Raw genomic sequence first — 17,076 nt, forward strand, 5'->3', positions numbered from 1 at the left:
AATGGATTCAACCGGGAAAGACAATTTCACTTCGGCGGCGATTGCGGATCTGGGCGACTTGCGCCTGGCGCCCGTCAGCTCGGCGGATGCGGTCTATGAACTGCTCCGCTCGCTCATCCTCGATGGGCGGCTCGAGCCGGGGCAGCGGCTGCGCGAAGTGGAAGTGTCGAAAAGTCTCGGTGTGAGTCGAACACCACTGCGGGAGGCGTTTACGCGCCTTCTGTCCGACCGCCTGCTGGAAAAGACCTCCACCGGGGTGATCGTGTCCGACACGAAAACCCGGCTGGACGGCATCCGGGCCATCCGCATCGCGCTGGAGGGCTACGCCACGCGGCTGGCGGTCAAGAACCTGACCGAAGAGGATTTCGCCTATCTCGAACGGACAATCGAGATTGCGAAAGCCCTGCCGATCGAAGCGGTTACCGAACGCGTTCGGAACAACACCGCCTTCCATCGTCGGATCTTCGATGCCTGCGGCGTGCCCGAGCTGCACGACGCAATCGAAGGATACGCCGGGTTCTTCATGAGTGAATCGAATCTCGCGGCGCTGAACCGCGAGCAGTCGCGAGAGGCAATAGAAGACCACATAAAGCTGGTCGCGGCGATCAAGGCGCGGGACGCGGACGAAGCAGAGAGGATCATGCGCTTCCACGTCACGCGAGGCTTCAACAATCCAACGAGGGTATGATGAACTTCAAAGCGGTACTACTGGGATGCACCCTGCTCGCACCGGGGATGGCGCTGGCAGAGGATGTGACCGTGCAGGTCTGGGGATCGACCTGGAAAAGCCTGCTCGAACCCCTGTCCCAGCGCTTCGAGGCCGAGACCGGCATCAAGGTCGAAGTCGTGACGCAGTCGTCTTCGGGCGAAGGCCTGGTCAAGCTGCAGGCCGAGCGCGCCAACCCCACCGTCGACGTCTGGTTCACCACCAACTCGGTCGCGGCCAAGGCCTCGAAAGACCAGGAACTCTTCACCAAGATCCCGGCCGCCGAAGTTCCGAACACCGCGGGCCTGCTGCCCGGCGCGTTCAACGAGGACTGGGTGGCGATGTATTACTACCCGATGGGCATCATCTATGATGTCGATGCCGTGCCGGCCGAGCCGACCTCGTGGGAAGACCTCTGGAAGCCGGAATACGCCGGTTCAATCATCGCGCCGAGCATGTCGATCTACCAGGGCTCGCTCCTGCTGGTCGCCAATGAGCTGAACGGCGGCGCAATCGACAACGTCGATCCCGGCTTTGAAGCGCTCGAGAAGCTGAACCCGAACGTCTCGCTCTACTACACCTCCGATTCGCAGGCCCGCCAGTCGGTGGCGCAGGGCGAAGGCAGCATCCTGATCGGCCAGTCGGCACACTTCCGCCGGCTCAAGGATGAAGGTCTGAACGTCAAGATGATCGCCCCGAAACCGGCGCCGATGTATTTCGACGTGATGATGATGGTGAACGGCGACAACCAGGCCAACGCGGCCAAGTTCATCAACTTTGTCGTTTCGGAACAAGAGCAGCAGATCCTGGCGGATGCCGAATACATGACCCCGGTTCATGCCGGTGTTAAGGTTCCTGCCAGCCTCGCCGACATCATGCCCGCCGAGGGCGCCGGCATCGTGTTCGACGATCAGAAGATCGCCGAAGAGATCGCCGACTGGAACGCCCGCTTCGAGTCCATCGCGACGCGCTGACCCCCCGCTGACATTGAGATAAGACCCGCGCGGGCGGTCAAAGCGCTGCCCGCGTACGCCACCACTTTGCCGGACAGCCCCACATGAAAAAGATGCAGAGCAGCTCATTGCGCCTTGAGCAACTCAACAAGACATACGACACGTTTCAGGCTGTGACCGATGTCAATCTCGACATCCCCGGCGGTTCGATCCTGACACTGCTGGGCCCCTCGGGCTGCGGCAAGACGACGATCCTGCGGATGATCGCGGGCTTCTCGAACGTGACCTCGGGGCGCATCCTGGTCGATGGCACCGACATCAGCGGGATCGAGCCCAACTTCCGCGATATCGGCATGGTGTTCCAGAACTATGCCCTCTTCCCCCATATGACCGTAGCCAAGAATGTCGCCTTCGGTCTGCAGATGCGCGGCGTCTCGCGGTCGGAACAGGCCACCGCCGTCGCCGACGCGCTGGTGATGGTCAAGCTCTCGCACCTGGCCGACCGTTACCCGAGCCAGCTCTCGGGCGGGCAGCAGCAGCGTGTGGCCCTGGCCCGCGCGCTGATCATCAAGCCGAAGCTCCTGCTGCTGGACGAGCCGCTCGGCGCGCTCGACCGGCATCTGCGGGAAGGTCTGCAGATGGAACTGCGCAACCTCCAGCGCGAGTTGGGGATCACCACTGTCCTCGTGACCCATGACCAGGAAGAGGCGCTGTATCTCGCCGATCACCTGGCTGTCATGAACAAGGGCCGCGTCGAGCAACTCGACAATCCGCTGAGCCTCTACGACCGCCCGCGCACCGAATTTGTCGCTCGCTTCCTGGGCGTGCCGAACATCTTCGACGCGGTCGTCCTCGACAGCGGCGCGACCGGAACGACCATCTCGCTGCGCGGTCATGCGATCACGCTGGACCGCAAGCTCGGGCTGGCCACCGGCGCCGCCTGCAAGGTCTCGGTGCGGCCCTCGCATGTCGAGCTGGTTGCCGCCGATGACCCGCGCCCCGGACTGGCGGCGAATGTGGTGATCGGCCGCGAGCTGGGCGAGCGCACCGCCTATCATCTGGAATCCGGCGGCCTGATGATCGAAGCCAATGCCTCGCGGATGCGCAGCGTCGAGCGCTTTGCCGAGGGCAGCGCCGTCAAGCTGGTCTTCGACCCGGTCCACACCGTGGTTCTGGAGGCATGATGGAACGGCAGAGCAACAGGCTTGCCGTCCTGCTGACGCCGGCGCTGATCCTTGCGATCGTCATCGTCTCGGCCTACGGCTATTTCGCCTATTCCAGCCTCTTCGCGAAAGGCCCGATGGGCAGCGGGTTCGCCGGGACCATCACCTTCGAGAACTATACCCGCGTGCTGGCCTCGGCCTCGAACCGCTCGGTGCTGTTCACCACGCTTTATGCCTCGGTGGTGATGTCGGTGCTGACCATCGCGATTGCCGTGCCGATGGCCATGGTGATCGTGCGGGCCAAGCGGCAGTGGGTCGCCAACCTCATCATGCTGGCAATCGCCGTAACCTTCTTGTCAGGTGGCGTGACGCGGGCCTATTCCTGGCTGATCCTGCTGGGCAACAAGGGGCTGTTCAACCTCGCCCTGACCGAGCTCGGCATGATCGAACGGCCGCTCAAGCTGCTCTACAACTGGCTCGGCGTCGGCATCGCGATCGTCCACTACCTGCTTCCTTTCGCGGTATTCACGCTGGTCGGCGCGGTGCGCAACCTCAACCCCTCGGTCGAGGAGGCCGCCCGCAGCCTTGGCGCCTCGCGCAGCGTGACCTTCTGGCGCGTCACCATGCCGATGCTGCTTCCGGGCCTGATGGTGACCCTGACGCTGATCTTCTCGATCGCCCTGGCGTCCTTCCTGTTCCCCATGCTGCTGGGCGGCGGCAAGGTTCGGATGATCGCCAACCAGATCTATGACCGCATGTTCGTCGACTACGACATTCCCTATGCGGCGGCGACCTCGGTTGTCTTCCTGGTCAGCGCCTTCGTTGCCATCTGGCTGATGACCCTCCTGTCCAAACAAGTGAAAAGGCTGAACGAGCGATGATGAGACGTGATCTTGAGGCCAAGTTCGGTCCGGTCGTGATCCTTCTGGCCACCTTCGCGACGATCTTCCTGCTCTTGCCGGTGATCTTCGTGGTGCTGCACTCGTTCAGTCCTACCCGCTATTTCCAGTGGCCGCCTACCGAGTTCACGCTGAAGTGGCACCAGGACTTCTACACCTCGACGATGTTCATGGAGGCGGCGCGCAACTCGCTGGTGATGGCGCTGATCGTCACCCCGCTGAGCCTGGTGATCGGCGTGCCGGCCAGTTATGCGCTGGTGCGCGGCACCTTTCCGGGCAAGGCGCTGATCCAGCAGGTGATCCTCTCGCCGCTGATCATCCCCGGCGTTGTGACCGGCGTCTCGCTGCTCTCGCTCTATTCGGCGGGCGGTCTGCGGATCGGGATGTTCGGCCTCTGCCTCGGCATGTTGATCTTCGCGCTGCCCTTCGCGGTGCGGGCGATCTCGGCCAACCTGATCGGCATCGACCCGCGGGTGGAGGAAGCCGCGCGCAGCCTTGGCGCCGGGCCCCTGCGCACGTTTTTCGTGGTGGTGGTGCCGCAGCTGAAATCGGGCGTCCTGGCGGCATCGGTCTTCATCTTCGTCGAGGCGGTCGACAACTTCTCGATCGCGGTCTTCCTGTCGAACGACCAGACCCGCGTTCTGCCGGTCGCGGCCTACCAGTACATCAAGGACTTTGACGATCCGACCGTGGCCGCGATGGCAACTGCGCTGATCGTGCTCTCGGTGGTTCTGGTGATGCTGCTCGAAAAGCTGATCGGCTTCCAGAAAAGCCTGCGGCTGTGACGGGGGCGGCAATGTCGGACCTGCCCCCCATCCCCGCCGCCGAGCTGAAGCGCGCTTTCGGCAGTTTCCCCACCGGCGTCACCGTGATGACGACACTGGACGCCGACGGAGCGCCGGTGGGCATGACCGCCAGTTCATTCAACACAGTGTCGATGGACCCGCCGCTGATCCTCTGGTCGATCCGTCTCGACAGCCAGAAACGCGCGGCCTTCAACGCCAACGACCGCTTCGCGGTGAACGTGCTTTCAGCCGATCAGTCGGGCGCCTGCTACGGTTTCGCCAGGCCCGAGGGCGCCGCTTTCGACAGCCACGCCTGGCGCCCCGGCACCGCCGGAATCCCGCTGCTCGACGAGGCGGCCGCGCATATGGAGTGCCGGGTCTGGTCGCGCCACGAGGCGGGCGACCACGAGATCCTGATCGGCGAGATCACCTCGCTCGGCGTCCGCGAGGTCGAGCCGATGGTCTTCTATGCCGGCCGACTGTGCCAGATATCCAACCAAGCAACTACAGGAAGTTAAGTAATGACCGAAGTGACCCGGATCGAGAAACTCAAGCGCACCTCGATGGTCTCGATCCACGACGGCGTGGCCCATGTTGCCGGCATGTGCGGCAATCCCGGAGAGTCAATCCAGGAGCAGACCCGCGTGGCGCTGGCCAAGGTCGACAAGTGGCTGGCCGCCGCCGGAACCGACAAGTCGAAGATCCTGCGCGCCACCGTCTGGGTCGCCGACCGAAGCCATTTCGCCCCGATGAACGAGGTTTGGGAAGAGTGGGTCGACGCCGAGAACCCGCCGTCGCGCGCGGCCGGTGTCGTGCCGCCCGCGGCCGAGGGCTATGACGTCGAAATCATCGTGACCGCGGCAATCTGACCGCAAGAAGAGAGCGTCCTGCAAGACATGCATCGCACTGGATTGAAGGTGGCCGTGATCGGCGGAGGGGTCGTCGGCCTCTCCACCGCGCTCTGGCTGCAACGCAGCGGGCACCAGGTCGTCGTGATCGACCCGGCGCCGCCGCTTCCGGGCATCGGGTTCCGTGGCGCCGCCTCGTTCGGCAATGCCGCGACGATCGCCCCTTCGGGGATCTTCCCGGTGGCCAGCCCCGGCATCCTGTGGCGCGTGCCGGGCATGATGCTCGACCGCGAGGGCCCGCTCTCGCTCTACTGGGCCGATCTGCCCGACCTGCTGCCCTGGCTGACCGCCTTTGTGCTGGCCTCGGGGATGAAGAAATTCGACCGCCTGACCTCGGAACTCTCGGGCCTGATGCGGCTGGTCGAATCCGGCCATGCGCCGCTGATGGCCGAGGCCGACTGTGTCCAGCCGCGCCGGGGCGAGGGCAGCATCCACCTCTACCGCAGCACGGCCGAAATGGACGGTGTCCGCCCGGCGCTGGCCCGCCGCAACCACGAGGGTATCAGGGCGCGGCTGCTGTCGCGGGACGAGATCCGCGCGATGGAGCCGAACCTGGCCGAGGATTACGCGGGCGGCGCGATTTTCGAAGACTGCTACATCCTGGATAGCCCCGAGGACTATTGCCGCGAGCTGGCGCGGGCAATCCAGCGGCGCGGCGGGCAGTTCGTCCAGGCCCGCTGCAAGGGCGTCGACAGCACCACCGACGGCGTGAGCGTCCGCACCTCGGGCCGCGCCGTGACCGCCGACCGCGCGGTGATCGCCGCCGGGGCCTGGTCGCGCCGCATCGCGCGGGCCTCGGGCCAGCGGCTCAACATGAACACCGAACGCGGCTATCACGTCGCCTTCGCGCCGCACGCCGGCTTGCTGAACCACGCGGTGATGTATCCCTCGGACGGTTTCTTCCTGACCCCGCTCGACCACCAGATCCGCGCCGCCGGCACCGTCGAACTCGGCGGATTGGACAAGCCGGCGCGCGAGGTGCGGCTGCGCGTGCTCGAGGCCAAGGCCCGCCGCATGGTTCCGGCCCTGGGCGAGCGGCAGGACCAGTGGCTCGGCTTCCGCCCGTCGAGCCCCGACAGCAAGCCGTTTATCGGCCCCTCCGCGCGCGATCCGCGCATCCTGTTCGCCTGCGGGCACGGGCATATGGGGGTGACGCTCGCCGGTATAACCGGCCTGCTGATCTCGCAGGTCGTCGACGGCAAGACGCCGATGCTCGATCTCGCTCCCTTCTCTCCCGGCCGTCCGCTGATGAGGATCTGACACATGACCTTTTCCATCGCCATCCGCTGCGCCGAGACCGGACACTTCGGGGTTGCCGGCACGACGTCTTCCATCGCCGTGGGCGCACGCTGTCTCTTCGTCGAGGCTGGCGTCGGCGCCGTCATCACCCAGCACCGGACTGACCCGCGGCTTGGCCAGCAGGGCCTGGCGCTGATGCGGCAGGGCTGCACCGCGCCCGAGGCTCTGTCGGTGCTCGCCCTGCGCGCCCCGGGGGTCGAATGGCGCGAGCTGGCGCTGGTCGATACCGCCGGTCGCACCGCGGCGCGTCAGGGCCTCAACCAGGAGCCGCTCTTTGCCGAGGCCCAGGCTGAGGGCATCGTCGCCGTGGGCAACATCCTGCGCGACACCCGGGTGCCGCTGGCGATGGTCGAGGCGGCGCAGGACACCGAGGGGCGCCCGCTGGCGGAACGCCTTCTCGCCGCGCTCTGGGCCGGGCTGGGCGCGGGGGGCGAGATCTATCCGCTGAAGTCCGCCGCGCTGCAGGTGGCCGATCATCCGGGCTTCTCCTCGGTCGACCTTCGGGTCGACATGTCCGAAGACCCGCTTGCCGATCTCGCGGCGCTGTGGAGCGCCTATGCGCCGCAGCAAGCTACCTTCGTCGAGCGGGTGTTCGACCCTGACAAGGGCGGCCGCGCGACCTGTTCGGCCGATATCCTGGCTTTCGAGGGAGCGCAGCTGTGAAGATCGCCGTCATCCAGACCGAGATGGGCCTCTCGCCCGACGAAACCCTGCCCCGGGCCGAGGCGGCGATGACCCGCGCGATGGAGGCCGACGAGCGGCCCGACTTCCTGCTCCTGCCCGAGTATTTCAGCTATTACGGCCTCGACAACGACAGCGCCCGCGCACTGGCGACCCCGCTGGAAGAGGCGCCCGCCTATCGCATGGCGCAGACCTTTGCCGCGCGTCACGGCGTGGTGGTGCAGGCCGGCACAATCCTGGCCCGGATCGAGGGCGACGAGCGGGTCGAGAATGTCTCAGTCGTGTTTGACCGCAAGGGCGAGGTGCTTGCGAGCTATCGCAAGATCCACCTCTTCGATGTTGACGACCTCGGCAGCGGCGCCTACCGGGAGTCGGACTACATCCGGCCCGGCAACGAGGTGGTCACCTGGCAGCTGGACGGCGTGACCTTCGGCACTGCAATCTGCTTCGACATCCGCTTCCCCGAAATGTTCCGCGAGCTGCGGCTGCGCGGCGCGCAGGTGATAACCTTCCCGGCGGCCTTCACGCTTGAAACCGGCGCGGCGCATTGGAGCCTGCTGACCCGCGCCCGCGCGGTCGAGACCCAGTGCCACCTGGTCGCCTGCGGGCTGGGCGGTTCGGTCACCTACCGCGACCAGAAGAAAGCCTGTTTCGGCAATTCGGCAATCATCGACCCCTGGGGGCGGAAGCTGGCGCAGGCCGGGCAGGGGAGCGAGTTGTTGGCCGCCACGCTCGATCTCGACGAGCAGGCCGAACTGCGGCGGCGGATGCCGATCATCTCGCAGCGCCGGCTGGCTTTCGGCTGGGATCCGGTCGAACTGGATGCGCGCAGCGCGTAACCCCGCCTGCATGACACGCCGAAGCCGCCCCAAGGGGCGGCTTTTGCCATTCCGGGGGGTCAGAGACCTTCCAGGTCGAGCAACCTTTCGAGGAAGGCGATCTTGTCGCAGGGCGCGTCGGCGGTCACGCCGGCGTCCTCGAGCAGGTCATAGCCATGTGTTGCCGCCATCAGGCGCATACTCACGTCGCAGATATCGATCCCCGAGGGAAAGGCCCCTGCTGCGATGCCGTCTTCGAGTGCAAGGCGGAGTTCGCCGCGCATCTTCAGCAGGACCTCGCAGATGGCCGCGCGCACCGGCTCTTCCTGGCGGATGTCCCAGACCTCCTTCCACAGGCGCTCGGCGGTATCCAGCGTCTCGGCGAATTCGGCGGGCAGCTGGTCCTGCGAGCAGGCCAGGATAGCCAGCAGCCGCTTGCGCGGCGGCAGGTCGCGCAGGACGGGGAGAAGCAGCGTCTCCAGCCGAGCCCAGACCTGGCCGACGGCTTCGGCGCGCAGCGCGGCGGCCGAGTCGAAATGGTGGTGGATCTGGCCAAGCGAACAGCCGGTCTCCTGCGCGATCCGCCGGACCGTCGCCGCTGCCAGGCTTTCCCGCGACAGGATATCCGCTGCCGTGTTCCTGATCTGCTCGCGGCGCTCTTCGCGTGACAAATAGGCCACGTCACCTCCTTTAGTCGATCGTCCGTCATTTGATTTGCAACAGAGTCAGCATTTCAATCTGGACACGCGTTCAAAAATATTGGACAGACGTCCAGAAATCAATCTCTATTCGCTTCCTCTCTTCAAGGGATCCGACATGCCTTTCCTTCGCCCCCTGTCCAGCGCGGCTGTTGCCGCGCTTTTCGCCTTTGTATTCGCCGCCTCGCAGGGTATGGCGCAGGACGGCCAGAAGATGCCACCCTCGGGCGTCGGCGTGATCATCCTCCGTAACGAGACCATTCCCGTGACCTCGGAACTGCCGGGCCGGATCAGCGCGACCCGCGTTGCCGACGTGCGCCCGCGCGTCAGCGGCATCATCGAGAGCCGCGAGTTCGAGCAAGGCAGCGTCGTGCAGGAAGGCGACGTGCTGTTCAAGCTCGACCGCGCGACCTACGAGATCGCGGTCGATGCGGCCCGCGCCAATGTCGCCCGCGCCGAGGCAGTGCTGGCCGACGCCAATGCCACCGAACGCCGCTACATCTCGCTGAAAGAGCGCAACATCACCAGCGAGGCCGAATACGACGCCGCCGTCGCCGCGCGGCTGCAGGCCGCGGCCTCGCTGGCCGAGGCGCAGGCCCAGCTGCGCGCCGCCGAGATCAACCTCGGCTTCTCCGAGATCAAGGCCCCCATATCCGGCCGCATCGGCCGCACGCTGGTGACCGAGGGCGCGCTGGTCTCGGCCCAGGGCGAGGTGCTGACTACCATCCAGCAGCTCGACCCGGTCTATGCCGACATGCAGCAGCCCGTGTCCGAACTGCTGCGCCTGCGCAAGGCGCTGGCCTCGGGCGAGCTGGAACAGGTCGACGCCGGCGCGGCGCGTGTGGTGCTGCATCTCGACGACGGGTCGCAGTATCCGCATCCCGGCAAGCTGCTCTTCGCCGAGGCGACGGTGGAACGCTCCAGCGGCCAGGTGACCCTGCGGGCCGAGTTTCCCAACCCTGAGGGGCTGCTGCTGCCCGGCATGTATGTGCGTGTCTCGGTCGAGCAGGCAACCCAGGCCGATGCCATTGCAATCCCCAGCCAGGCGGTCCAGCGCGATGCCTCAGGCGCGGCCCAGGTCTATGTGGTCAACGCCCAGGGCGCGGCCGAACTGCGCCCGGTCAAGCTGGGCCGGATCAGCGGCAACCGCATCACCGTGCAGACCGGGCTTGCGGCCGACGACATGCTGGTTGTCGACGGCTTCCAGAAGATCGGACCGGGCGCGCCCGTGGCCCCGGCCTGCTGGAGCGATCCGTCGAACCCCGACCTTTTCCCCACCGATGCCTGTGAAAAGCGCATTGCCAAGCCTGCCGGCAACTGAGGTCTGACATCATGGCGCGTTTCTTCATCGACAACCCGGTCCTGGCCTGGGTCATCGCGATCTTCATCACCCTCGCCGGTGTGCTGTCGCTGCCCAACCTGCCGGTCTCGCAATATCCCGACGTCGCCCCGCCGCAGGTGACCATCTCGACGCGCTTCTCGGGCGCGGCGCCCGAAGACCTGTATCAGCAGGTGACGCAACCCATCGAGGAAGAGCTGAACGGCATTCCCGGCCTGCTCTATTTCGAATCGACCTCGGACGCGACCGGATCGGTCTCGATCAACGCGACCTTCGAGTCGGGGACCAAGATTTCGCAGGCCGTGGTGGACACCCAGAACCGCCTGCGGCGCGTCGAGTCGGCGCTGCCGCAGCAGGTGCAGCAGCAGGGCATCACGGTCGAGGAGGCTGGTTCGAGCTTCCTGATGGTGGTCGCGCTGACCGCCACCGAAGAGTCGGGCTATGACGCCACCGCGCTGGGCGACTACATCTCGCGCAACGTGGTGAACCAGGTGCGCCGGGTGCCCGGCGTCGGGCGGGCGCAGGTCTTTGCCACCGAGCGCGCGCTGCGGGTCTGGATCGACCCGGCCAAGCTGGTCGGCCTCAACCTCTCGGTGACCGATGTTACTTCGGCCATTGCCGAGCAGAATGCCCAGGTCGCCGCCGGCTCGATCGGCGCGGACCCTTCGCCGCCGGGCACCCAGGTGCAGGCGACGGTGATGGTCTCGGGCCAGCTCGGCACAATCGAGGAATTCGGCAATATCGTGCTGCGTGCGCAGGACGACGGCTCGCTCGTGCGCCTGCGTGACGTGGCGCGGATCGAGATCGACGCCGAACTCTACAACTTCCGCACCTTCCTCAACGGTCAGGAAACCGCGGCCATCGGCATCCAGCTCTCGCCGACCGGCAATGCGCTCGATACCGCCGCCGGGGTGCGCGGGGTGATGGAGGGGCTGAAACCGCTGTTCCCCGAGGGTGTCGGCTACCAGATCCCCTATGACACCACGCCCTTTGTCTCGGCCTCGATCGAGAAGGTGGTGCACACCCTGCTCGAGGCGGTGGGGCTGGTCTTCGTGGTGATGTTCCTGTTCCTGCAGAACTTCCGCTATACCGTGATCCCCACGCTGGTGGTGCCGATCGCGCTGTCTGGCACGCTGGCGGTGATGCTGGTCTCGGGCTTCTCGATCAACGTGCTGACCATGTTCGCGATGGTGCTGGCCATCGGCATCCTGGTCGATGACGCCATCGTCGTGGTCGAGAACGTCGAGCGGATCATGTCCGAAGAAGGGCTGCCGCCCAAGGAGGCCGCCAAGAAGGCCATGGGCCAGATCTCGGGCGCCATCGTCGGCATCACGTTGGCGCTCATGGCGGTCTTCGTGCCGCTGGCCTTCTTCCCCGGATCGGTCGGGGTGATCTACCAGCAATTCTCGCTGACCATGGTGGTGTCGATCGCCTTCTCGGCCTTCCTGGCCCTGTCGCTGACCCCGGCGCTCTGCGCGACCTTCCTCAAGCAGGTTCCAAAGGGCCACGGCCATGCCAAGCGCGGCTTCTTCGGCTGGTTCAACCGCGGTTTCGACCGGGCCTCGCGCGGCTATGGCGGGCTGGTCGGCGGCCTGGCGCGCCGGGCCAAGCGGATGATGGTGGTCTACCTGGCGCTGGTCGTCGGCATGGGCTGGTATTACATCCAGATTCCGACCTCGTTCATCCCGCAGGAAGATCAGGGCTTCCTGCTTGCCAACATGCAGGGCCCTCCGGGGGCGACCTCGTTCCGACTGCGTGAAGTGACCAAGCAGGCCGAAGCCTTCGTCGCCAATACCGAGGGCACCGACAGCATCGTGGTCGTGCAGGGCTTTTCCTTCTCGGGGCAGGGCGCGAACTCGGGTCTCGCCTTCATCACCCTCAAGGACTGGTCCGAGCGCGAACGCCCCGACCTCAGCGCGACGGCCATTGCCGGCAAACTGAGCGGGATGCTCTTCTCGATCCGCGACTCGATCGCCTTCGCGCTTTCGCCGCCGCCGATCATGGGGCTTGGCACCAGCTCGGGCTTCTCGTTCCGGCTTCAGGATCGCGCGAACCACGGCAACGCCGCCTTGCAGGCCGCCGCCGGGCAGATCCTTGCGGGCGCGGCGCAAAGTCCGGCGCTGGGTCAGCTCTATACCGAGGGGCTGCCGCCGGGGCCGCAGCTCAGCCTCAAGATCGACCGCGAGAAGGCCAATGCCTTCGGTGTCACCTTCGGCGAGATCAACCGGACCATCTCGGTCGCGCTCGGCTCGGCCTACGTGAATGACTTCCCGAACGACGGGCGGATGCAGCGGGTGATGGTCCAGGCCGACGCCGGTGCGCGCACCGATATCGAGGCGGTGATGCGGCTCAACGTGCGCAACACGCTGGGCGGCATGGTCCCGCTGTCCTCCTTCGCGACGGCGGAATGGGGATACGGGCCGGCGCAGATCGTCGGCTACAACGGCTATCCCTCCGTGCGCATCAACGGTGCGGCCGCTCCCGGCTTCTCCTCGGGCGATGCAATCGCCGAGATGGAGCGCCTGGCCGGGCAACTTCCGGCGGGCTTTGCCTTCGAGTGGACCGGCCAGTCCTTGCAGGAAATCGAGAGCGGCAACCAGGCGCCGCTGCTGATCGGGCTGTCGGTGCTCTTCGTGTTCCTTTGCCTCTCGGGCCTCTACGGCAGCTGGTCGATTCCGCTGTCGGTGATGCTGATCGTGCCGATGGGGGCCATCGGCTCGGTGGCGGCGGTGACCTGGGCGGGGATGGCGAACGACGTATTCTTCACCGTGGGCCTCATCACCATCGTCGGTCTGTCGGCCAAGAACGCCATCCTGATCGTCGAGGTGGCCAAGGACCTGATCGCCGAGGGGAAGGACCTCATGTCGGCCACCGTCGAAGCCTGCCGCCTGCGCTTCCGGCCAATCCTGATGACCTCGCTGGCATTCACCATGGGCGTGGTGCCGATGGCGATTGCCACCGGCCCTTCGGCCGCGGCGCAGAACGCGATTGGCACCAACGTGGTCGGCGGGATGATTTCGGCCACGGTTCTGGGTATCCTTTTCGCGCCGGTCTTCTTCGTCTTCGTGATGAATTTGTTCGGCACGCACAGGAAAATCGCACCAGAGCGCGGCGTAATGAACACGCCTGCGGAATGATTGTCGAAGGGGGGCGGACAAAAGTTCGCCCCTTGCTATGATAAGGAAACGATTTCGGTCAACGAAACGTAAAAAAATTGAGAGCAGTGACATGAGCAGCACCCGGTTTCCAGCAAACCTCGTCCCGCCGCGGCGGGTACTTCTGTCCCTTCTGATGGCGACCGCGCTGACGGGCTGCGCCACCACGCCCTTCGTCGCGCGCGCGCCGGACCTTGCGAATTCCTTCTCGGTCGCCGCGCCGGCGCGGACCGCGCAGGCTCCCTGGTTCCAGAGTTTCCAGGACCGACGGCTCGACGAGCTGATCCTTCGCGCACTGGCGCGCAACCTTTCGATCCAGGAGGCGCTGGCCGTCATCGACGAGGCCGAGGCCGGCACCCAGCTGGCGCGGGCTTCCGATTTCCCGACCCTGCGCGCTGGCGGCGCGGCGGTGCGGGGCGATCCGGATGCCATCGGCCGCGTGAGCGACTCCACTTCTGCCACACTCTCGACCTCGTGGATGCTCGATCTCTTCGGTGCAAACCGGGCGAACCGCGCGGCGGCAGTCGCTGAACTCGAAGCTGCGCAGATCTCGGAAGAGGTCGCCCGTCGTGCCGTCACGGCGGCGGTCAGCTCGGCCTATATCGACCTGCGCTTCTTCCAGGAGAGCATCGCCCTGACCCGTCAGAGCGTCGCCAGCCGGAAAGAAACGCTCGACCTGACCCGGTCGATGCTGGAACTCGGACAGGCCAACCGTCTCGACGTGCTGCAAGCCGAACAGGCGGTGGCCCAGGCCGAGGCGAACCTGCCCTCGCTGCAGATCGGCTTCGACCAGTCGCTGAACCGCTTGGCCACGCTCACCGCTTCGCGGACAGCGGAGCTGCGGCCCATGCTGCAACGGGGCTCGGCACAGCCGGTTGCCCGCTTCCGTCCCTCGGTTGGCGTGCCGGCCGAAGTCATCCGCGCGCGCCCCGACGTGCAGGTGGCCGAGCGCCAGCTTGCCTCCGCCGCCGCGCGTATCGGCGTGGCCGAGGCGGCCTTCTGGCCGTCGGTCACCCTGTCGGGAACCATCACCCCGACCGACATCAAGGGCGGCGGCAGCCTTACCTCCTGGTCGATCGGGCCGCAGATCAGCCTGCCGATCTTCACCGGAGGCGCCAACAAGGCCCGCCTGAAGGCCGCCGAGGCCCGTGCGCAGCAAGCCGAGACCCGCTGGCGCGCTTCGGTGCTGGATGCCATCGAAGAGGTCGAGAACGGGCTGTCCGCCTATAACCGCGGTGCCGCCAACGTTGTCGCGCAGCGCCGGCTGGTGGCCTCGGCGCAGGAAACCGTGTCGCTGGCGCGCGAGATCTATCGCTCGGGGCAGAGCACCTTCTTCACCGTGCTGGATGCCGAACGCAACCTGCTGTCGGCCCGCGCCGCGCTGGCCTCGGCGGTGCGCGACCATGCGGCCGGCTATGTCGCGGTCAGCGTCGCGGCCGCCGCGCCGCTGGGCTGACAGACCAACCGGGGCGCCAGGCGCGCCCCGGACCTGCCGCCGCGCGAGGCCTTGACCTCGCGGGCGAAGCGGTCAACCTGAGCGCCGGCAAATGACCGGCAGGACAGGGAGAGCGGCATGATCCTCGACGAAAACCAGCGCATGATAGAGGACATGGCCCGCCGTTTCGCGGCGGACCGCCTGTGGCCCGGCAGCGCCGAATGGGACCGCTCCCACAGCTTTCCGAAAGAGGTCATCGCCGAGATGGGCGCGCTGGGCCTGATGGGAATGCTGGTGCCCGAGGAATACGACGGCACCAAGACCGACCACATCGCCTATGCCGTCGCGCTGGAAGAGATTGCGGCGGGCAATGGCGCGGTCTCGACCATCATGTCGGTGCACAACTCGGTCGGCTGCGTGCCGATCCTGTGCTATGGCAACGAGGAGCAGAAACAACGCTTTCTGCGCCCGATGGCGCGGGGCGAACAGCTGGGCGCCTTCTGCCTGACCGAACCCCACGCCGGGTCCGACGCCTCGGCGCTGAAGACGCGGGCCGAGCGGACCAATTCCGGCTGGGTGCTGAACGGGGTCAAACAGTTCATCACCTCGGGGCAGAACGCCGATGTCGCCATCGTCTTTGCGGTGACCGACCCGGCGGCGGGGAAGAAGGGCATTTCGGCCTTCATCGTGCCGACGGCCACTCCGGGCTATCGCGTCGCTGGGATCGAGAAGAAGCTGGGCCAGAACCTGTCGGACACCGCCCAGATCGCCTTCGAGAACTGCGAGATCCCGGCCGAGAACCTGCTGGGCGCGGAAGGCGAGGGCTATCGCATCGCGCTCTCCAACCTCGAAGGCGGGCGCATCGGCATCGCCTCGCAATCGGTCGGCATGGCGCGGGCCGCGCTGGAGGTGGCGGTTGCCTATGCGGGCGAGCGCGAGAGCATGGGCTCGAAGCTTATGGGCCACCAGGCCGTCGGCTTCCGGCTGGCCGACATGGCGACCCGCCTCGAGGGCGCGCGCCAGCTGGTGCGCCACGCCGCGGCGCTGCGCGATGCGGGCCAACCGGCGCTGAAAGAGGCCTCGATGGCCAAGCTTTTCGCCTCGGAAACCGCCGAGGCGGTCTGTTCGGCGGCGATCCAGACGCTGGGGGGCTATGGCTATACCGAGGACTTCCCGGTCGAACGCATCTACCGTGACGTCCGGGTCTGCCAGATCTACGAAGGCACCTCGGACATCCAACGCATGGTCATCGCCCGCGCGCTGGCGGGCTGAGGTCAGAGCCCGGCGAGCAGTGCCTCGACATGGGCGAGGCCCGCCGGCACGATGCCGTTGGGGTTGAGCGAGCGGATCGAATAGTAACCGCGCTTGATATGGTCGAGGTTCACCGTCTCGGCCAGGCCCGGCAGGCGCAGCATCCGCTCCATATGGGCCGACAACCGGGGATAGTCGGCGATCCGGCGCAGGTTGGTCTTGAACAGCCCGTGATAGGCGGCGTCGAAACGGATCAGCGTGACGAACAGCCGGATATCCGCCTCGGTCACGGTATCTCCGAACAGCCAGTCGCTACTCAGCCGCGCCTCCAGCTCGTCGAGCATGGCAAAGACCTCGGCCACAGCCTCGTCATAGGCGCCCTGCGTGGTCGCAAAGCCCGCGCGGTAGACACCGTTGTTCAGCATCCGGTAGACCCGCGCGTTCAGCGCGTCGATGCCGGCGGCATGTTCGGCCGGGTAGAGCCGCAGGTCTGACGGCACGAGGTCCTCGAAGGCGGTGTCGAGCATCCGCAGGATGTCGGCGCTCTCGTTGTTCACCATCACGTTGCGCTGCATGTCCCAGAGCACGGGCACGGTCGCCCGCCCGGTGTAATGCGGATGCGCGCGGGTGTAGATCTCGTGCATGTAGCGCGCCCCGAACAGCGGGTCTTCATCCGCGCCGGGCATCCCGCCAAAGCGCCAGCCCTGCGGCGTCAGCTCGGGGTTCACCACCGTGACCGAGATCACCGCGTCCAACCCCTTGAGCTTGCGCGCGATCAGCGTGCGCGAGGCCCAGGGGCAGATAAGCGCAACATAGAGCCTGTATCGCCCGGCCTCGGCGGCGAAGCCGCCCTCGCCGGTCGGCCCGGCGCTGCCGTCCGGCGTAATCCAGTTGCGGAACTCCGAGACCTGCCGGATGAAGCGGCCCTTCTCGTCGGCCTTCTGCACCGGCTGCCAGTCCTCGGTCCACTTGCCCTCGACCAGCAT

At 66.4% G+C, this 17,076-nt stretch carries 16 protein-coding genes; 14 read left to right on the forward strand and 2 right to left on the reverse strand.

All coding sequences use genetic code 11. From position 1 onward, the window contains the following. Position 1: 1 nt before the first annotated feature. The 10 genes from IE266_RS22455 (at position 2) to IE266_RS22500 (ending at position 8,233) form a co-directional block, all read left to right on the forward strand. Entirely contained in the window at positions 2–688 is a 687-nt protein-coding gene (locus IE266_RS22455) for a GntR family transcriptional regulator (protein WP_189682376.1), read from the forward strand. Next, positions 688–1,680: an extracellular solute-binding protein gene (locus tag IE266_RS22460; RefSeq protein WP_189682377.1), complete on the forward strand. Its 993-nt coding sequence runs from the start codon at positions 688–690 to the stop codon at positions 1,678–1,680. Before IE266_RS22455 ends, IE266_RS22460 begins: the two co-directional genes overlap by 1 nt. 83 nt (positions 1,681–1,763) lie before the next feature. Then, positions 1,764–2,843, forward strand: coding sequence for an ABC transporter ATP-binding protein (locus IE266_RS22465; RefSeq protein ID WP_189682378.1), 1,080 nt, complete (start codon positions 1,764–1,766; stop codon positions 2,841–2,843). Next, the gene (locus IE266_RS22470; protein WP_189682379.1) at positions 2,843–3,703 is read left to right on the forward strand and encodes an ABC transporter permease; all 861 of its coding nucleotides are present in this window, start codon (positions 2,843–2,845) and stop codon (positions 3,701–3,703) included. The genes IE266_RS22465 and IE266_RS22470 overlap by 1 nt, the downstream gene beginning before the upstream one ends. Further along, entirely contained in the window at positions 3,703–4,506 is an 804-nt protein-coding gene (locus IE266_RS22475) for an ABC transporter permease (RefSeq protein ID WP_189682380.1), read from the forward strand. The genes IE266_RS22470 and IE266_RS22475 overlap by 1 nt, the downstream gene beginning before the upstream one ends. 11 nt (positions 4,507–4,517) lie before the next feature. Next, entirely contained in the window at positions 4,518–5,024 is a 507-nt protein-coding gene (locus IE266_RS22480) for a flavin reductase family protein (protein ID WP_189682381.1), read from the forward strand. 3 nt (positions 5,025–5,027) lie between these two features. After that, positions 5,028–5,375, forward strand: a complete 348-nt coding sequence (locus IE266_RS22485) for a RidA family protein (RefSeq protein WP_189682382.1) — start codon at positions 5,028–5,030, stop codon at positions 5,373–5,375. A gap of 27 nt (positions 5,376–5,402) precedes the next feature. Beyond that, the gene (locus IE266_RS22490; protein ID WP_189682383.1) at positions 5,403–6,674 is read left to right on the forward strand and encodes an NAD(P)/FAD-dependent oxidoreductase; all 1,272 of its coding nucleotides are present in this window, start codon (positions 5,403–5,405) and stop codon (positions 6,672–6,674) included. A 3-nt stretch (positions 6,675–6,677) separates the two neighbouring features. Continuing rightward, a complete protein-coding gene (locus tag IE266_RS22495; RefSeq protein WP_189682384.1) occupies positions 6,678–7,376 on the forward strand; it encodes a DUF1028 domain-containing protein in 699 nt (232 codons plus the stop codon). Next, on the forward strand, positions 7,373–8,233 hold the full coding sequence (locus tag IE266_RS22500) for a carbon-nitrogen hydrolase family protein (RefSeq protein WP_189682385.1): 861 nt from the start codon (positions 7,373–7,375) through the stop codon (positions 8,231–8,233). The genes IE266_RS22495 and IE266_RS22500 overlap by 4 nt, the downstream gene beginning before the upstream one ends. Before the next feature lie 59 nt (positions 8,234–8,292). Here the strand turns inward: IE266_RS22500 and IE266_RS22505 are convergent, their stop codons facing one another. After that, positions 8,293–8,892: a TetR family transcriptional regulator gene (locus IE266_RS22505; RefSeq protein WP_189682386.1), complete on the reverse strand. Its 600-nt coding sequence runs from the start codon at positions 8,890–8,892 to the stop codon at positions 8,293–8,295. Positions 8,893–9,028: 136 nt separating this feature from the next. On the opposite strand from IE266_RS22505, the gene IE266_RS22510 reads away from it, so the two are divergent. From IE266_RS22510 to IE266_RS22525, 4 genes are all read left to right on the forward strand, one after another. Further along, complete coding sequence (locus tag IE266_RS22510; RefSeq protein ID WP_189682387.1) at positions 9,029–10,231, forward strand: efflux RND transporter periplasmic adaptor subunit; 1,203 nt, start codon at positions 9,029–9,031, stop codon at positions 10,229–10,231. Positions 10,232–10,242: 11 nt separating this feature from the next. Next, positions 10,243–13,386 (forward strand): multidrug efflux RND transporter permease subunit, encoded by a 3,144-nt coding sequence (locus IE266_RS22515; protein WP_189682388.1) that lies wholly within the window; start codon positions 10,243–10,245, stop codon positions 13,384–13,386. Between the two features lie 91 nt (positions 13,387–13,477). Then, positions 13,478–14,860, forward strand: coding sequence for an efflux transporter outer membrane subunit (locus IE266_RS22520; protein ID WP_189682389.1), 1,383 nt, complete (start codon positions 13,478–13,480; stop codon positions 14,858–14,860). A 117-nt stretch (positions 14,861–14,977) separates the two neighbouring features. After that, the gene (locus IE266_RS22525) at positions 14,978–16,111 is read left to right on the forward strand and encodes an acyl-CoA dehydrogenase family protein (RefSeq protein WP_189682390.1); all 1,134 of its coding nucleotides are present in this window, start codon (positions 14,978–14,980) and stop codon (positions 16,109–16,111) included. 2 nt (positions 16,112–16,113) lie between these two features. On the opposite strand, the gene IE266_RS22530 is transcribed toward IE266_RS22525, so the two are convergent. Next, complete coding sequence (locus IE266_RS22530) at positions 16,114–17,076, reverse strand: glutathione S-transferase family protein (protein WP_189682391.1); 963 nt, start codon at positions 17,074–17,076, stop codon at positions 16,114–16,116.

The sequence above is a fragment of the Seohaeicola zhoushanensis genome (assembly GCF_014656415.1).
GTDB lineage: Bacteria > Pseudomonadota > Alphaproteobacteria > Rhodobacterales > Rhodobacteraceae > Seohaeicola_A > Seohaeicola_A zhoushanensis.

Bases quoted from the DNA above. Each gene is read 5' to 3' on its own strand.
- IE266_RS22455 (WP_189682376.1), top strand. From the start codon at position 2: ATGGATTCAACCGGGAAAGACAATTTCACTTCGGCGGCGATTGCGGAT.
- IE266_RS22460 (WP_189682377.1), top strand. From the start codon at position 688: ATGAACTTCAAAGCGGTACTACTGGGATGCACCCTGCTCGCACCGGGG.
- IE266_RS22465 (WP_189682378.1), top strand. From the start codon at position 1,764: ATGAAAAAGATGCAGAGCAGCTCATTGCGCCTTGAGCAACTCAACAAG.
- IE266_RS22470 (WP_189682379.1), top strand. From the start codon at position 2,843: ATGGAACGGCAGAGCAACAGGCTTGCCGTCCTGCTGACGCCGGCGCTG.
- IE266_RS22475 (WP_189682380.1), top strand. From the start codon at position 3,703: ATGAGACGTGATCTTGAGGCCAAGTTCGGTCCGGTCGTGATCCTTCTG.
- IE266_RS22480 (WP_189682381.1), top strand. From the start codon at position 4,518: ATGTCGGACCTGCCCCCCATCCCCGCCGCCGAGCTGAAGCGCGCTTTC.
- IE266_RS22485 (WP_189682382.1), top strand. From the start codon at position 5,028: ATGACCGAAGTGACCCGGATCGAGAAACTCAAGCGCACCTCGATGGTC.
- IE266_RS22490 (WP_189682383.1), top strand. From the start codon at position 5,403: ATGCATCGCACTGGATTGAAGGTGGCCGTGATCGGCGGAGGGGTCGTC.
- IE266_RS22495 (WP_189682384.1), top strand. From the start codon at position 6,678: ATGACCTTTTCCATCGCCATCCGCTGCGCCGAGACCGGACACTTCGGG.
- IE266_RS22510 (WP_189682387.1), top strand. From the start codon at position 9,029: ATGCCTTTCCTTCGCCCCCTGTCCAGCGCGGCTGTTGCCGCGCTTTTC.
- IE266_RS22515 (WP_189682388.1), top strand. From the start codon at position 10,243: ATGGCGCGTTTCTTCATCGACAACCCGGTCCTGGCCTGGGTCATCGCG.
- IE266_RS22520 (WP_189682389.1), top strand. From the start codon at position 13,478: ATGAGCAGCACCCGGTTTCCAGCAAACCTCGTCCCGCCGCGGCGGGTA.
- IE266_RS22525 (WP_189682390.1), top strand. From the start codon at position 14,978: ATGATCCTCGACGAAAACCAGCGCATGATAGAGGACATGGCCCGCCGT.
- IE266_RS22530 (WP_189682391.1), bottom strand. From the start codon at position 17,076: ATGCTGGTCGAGGGCAAGTGGACCGAGGACTGGCAGCCGGTGCAGAAG.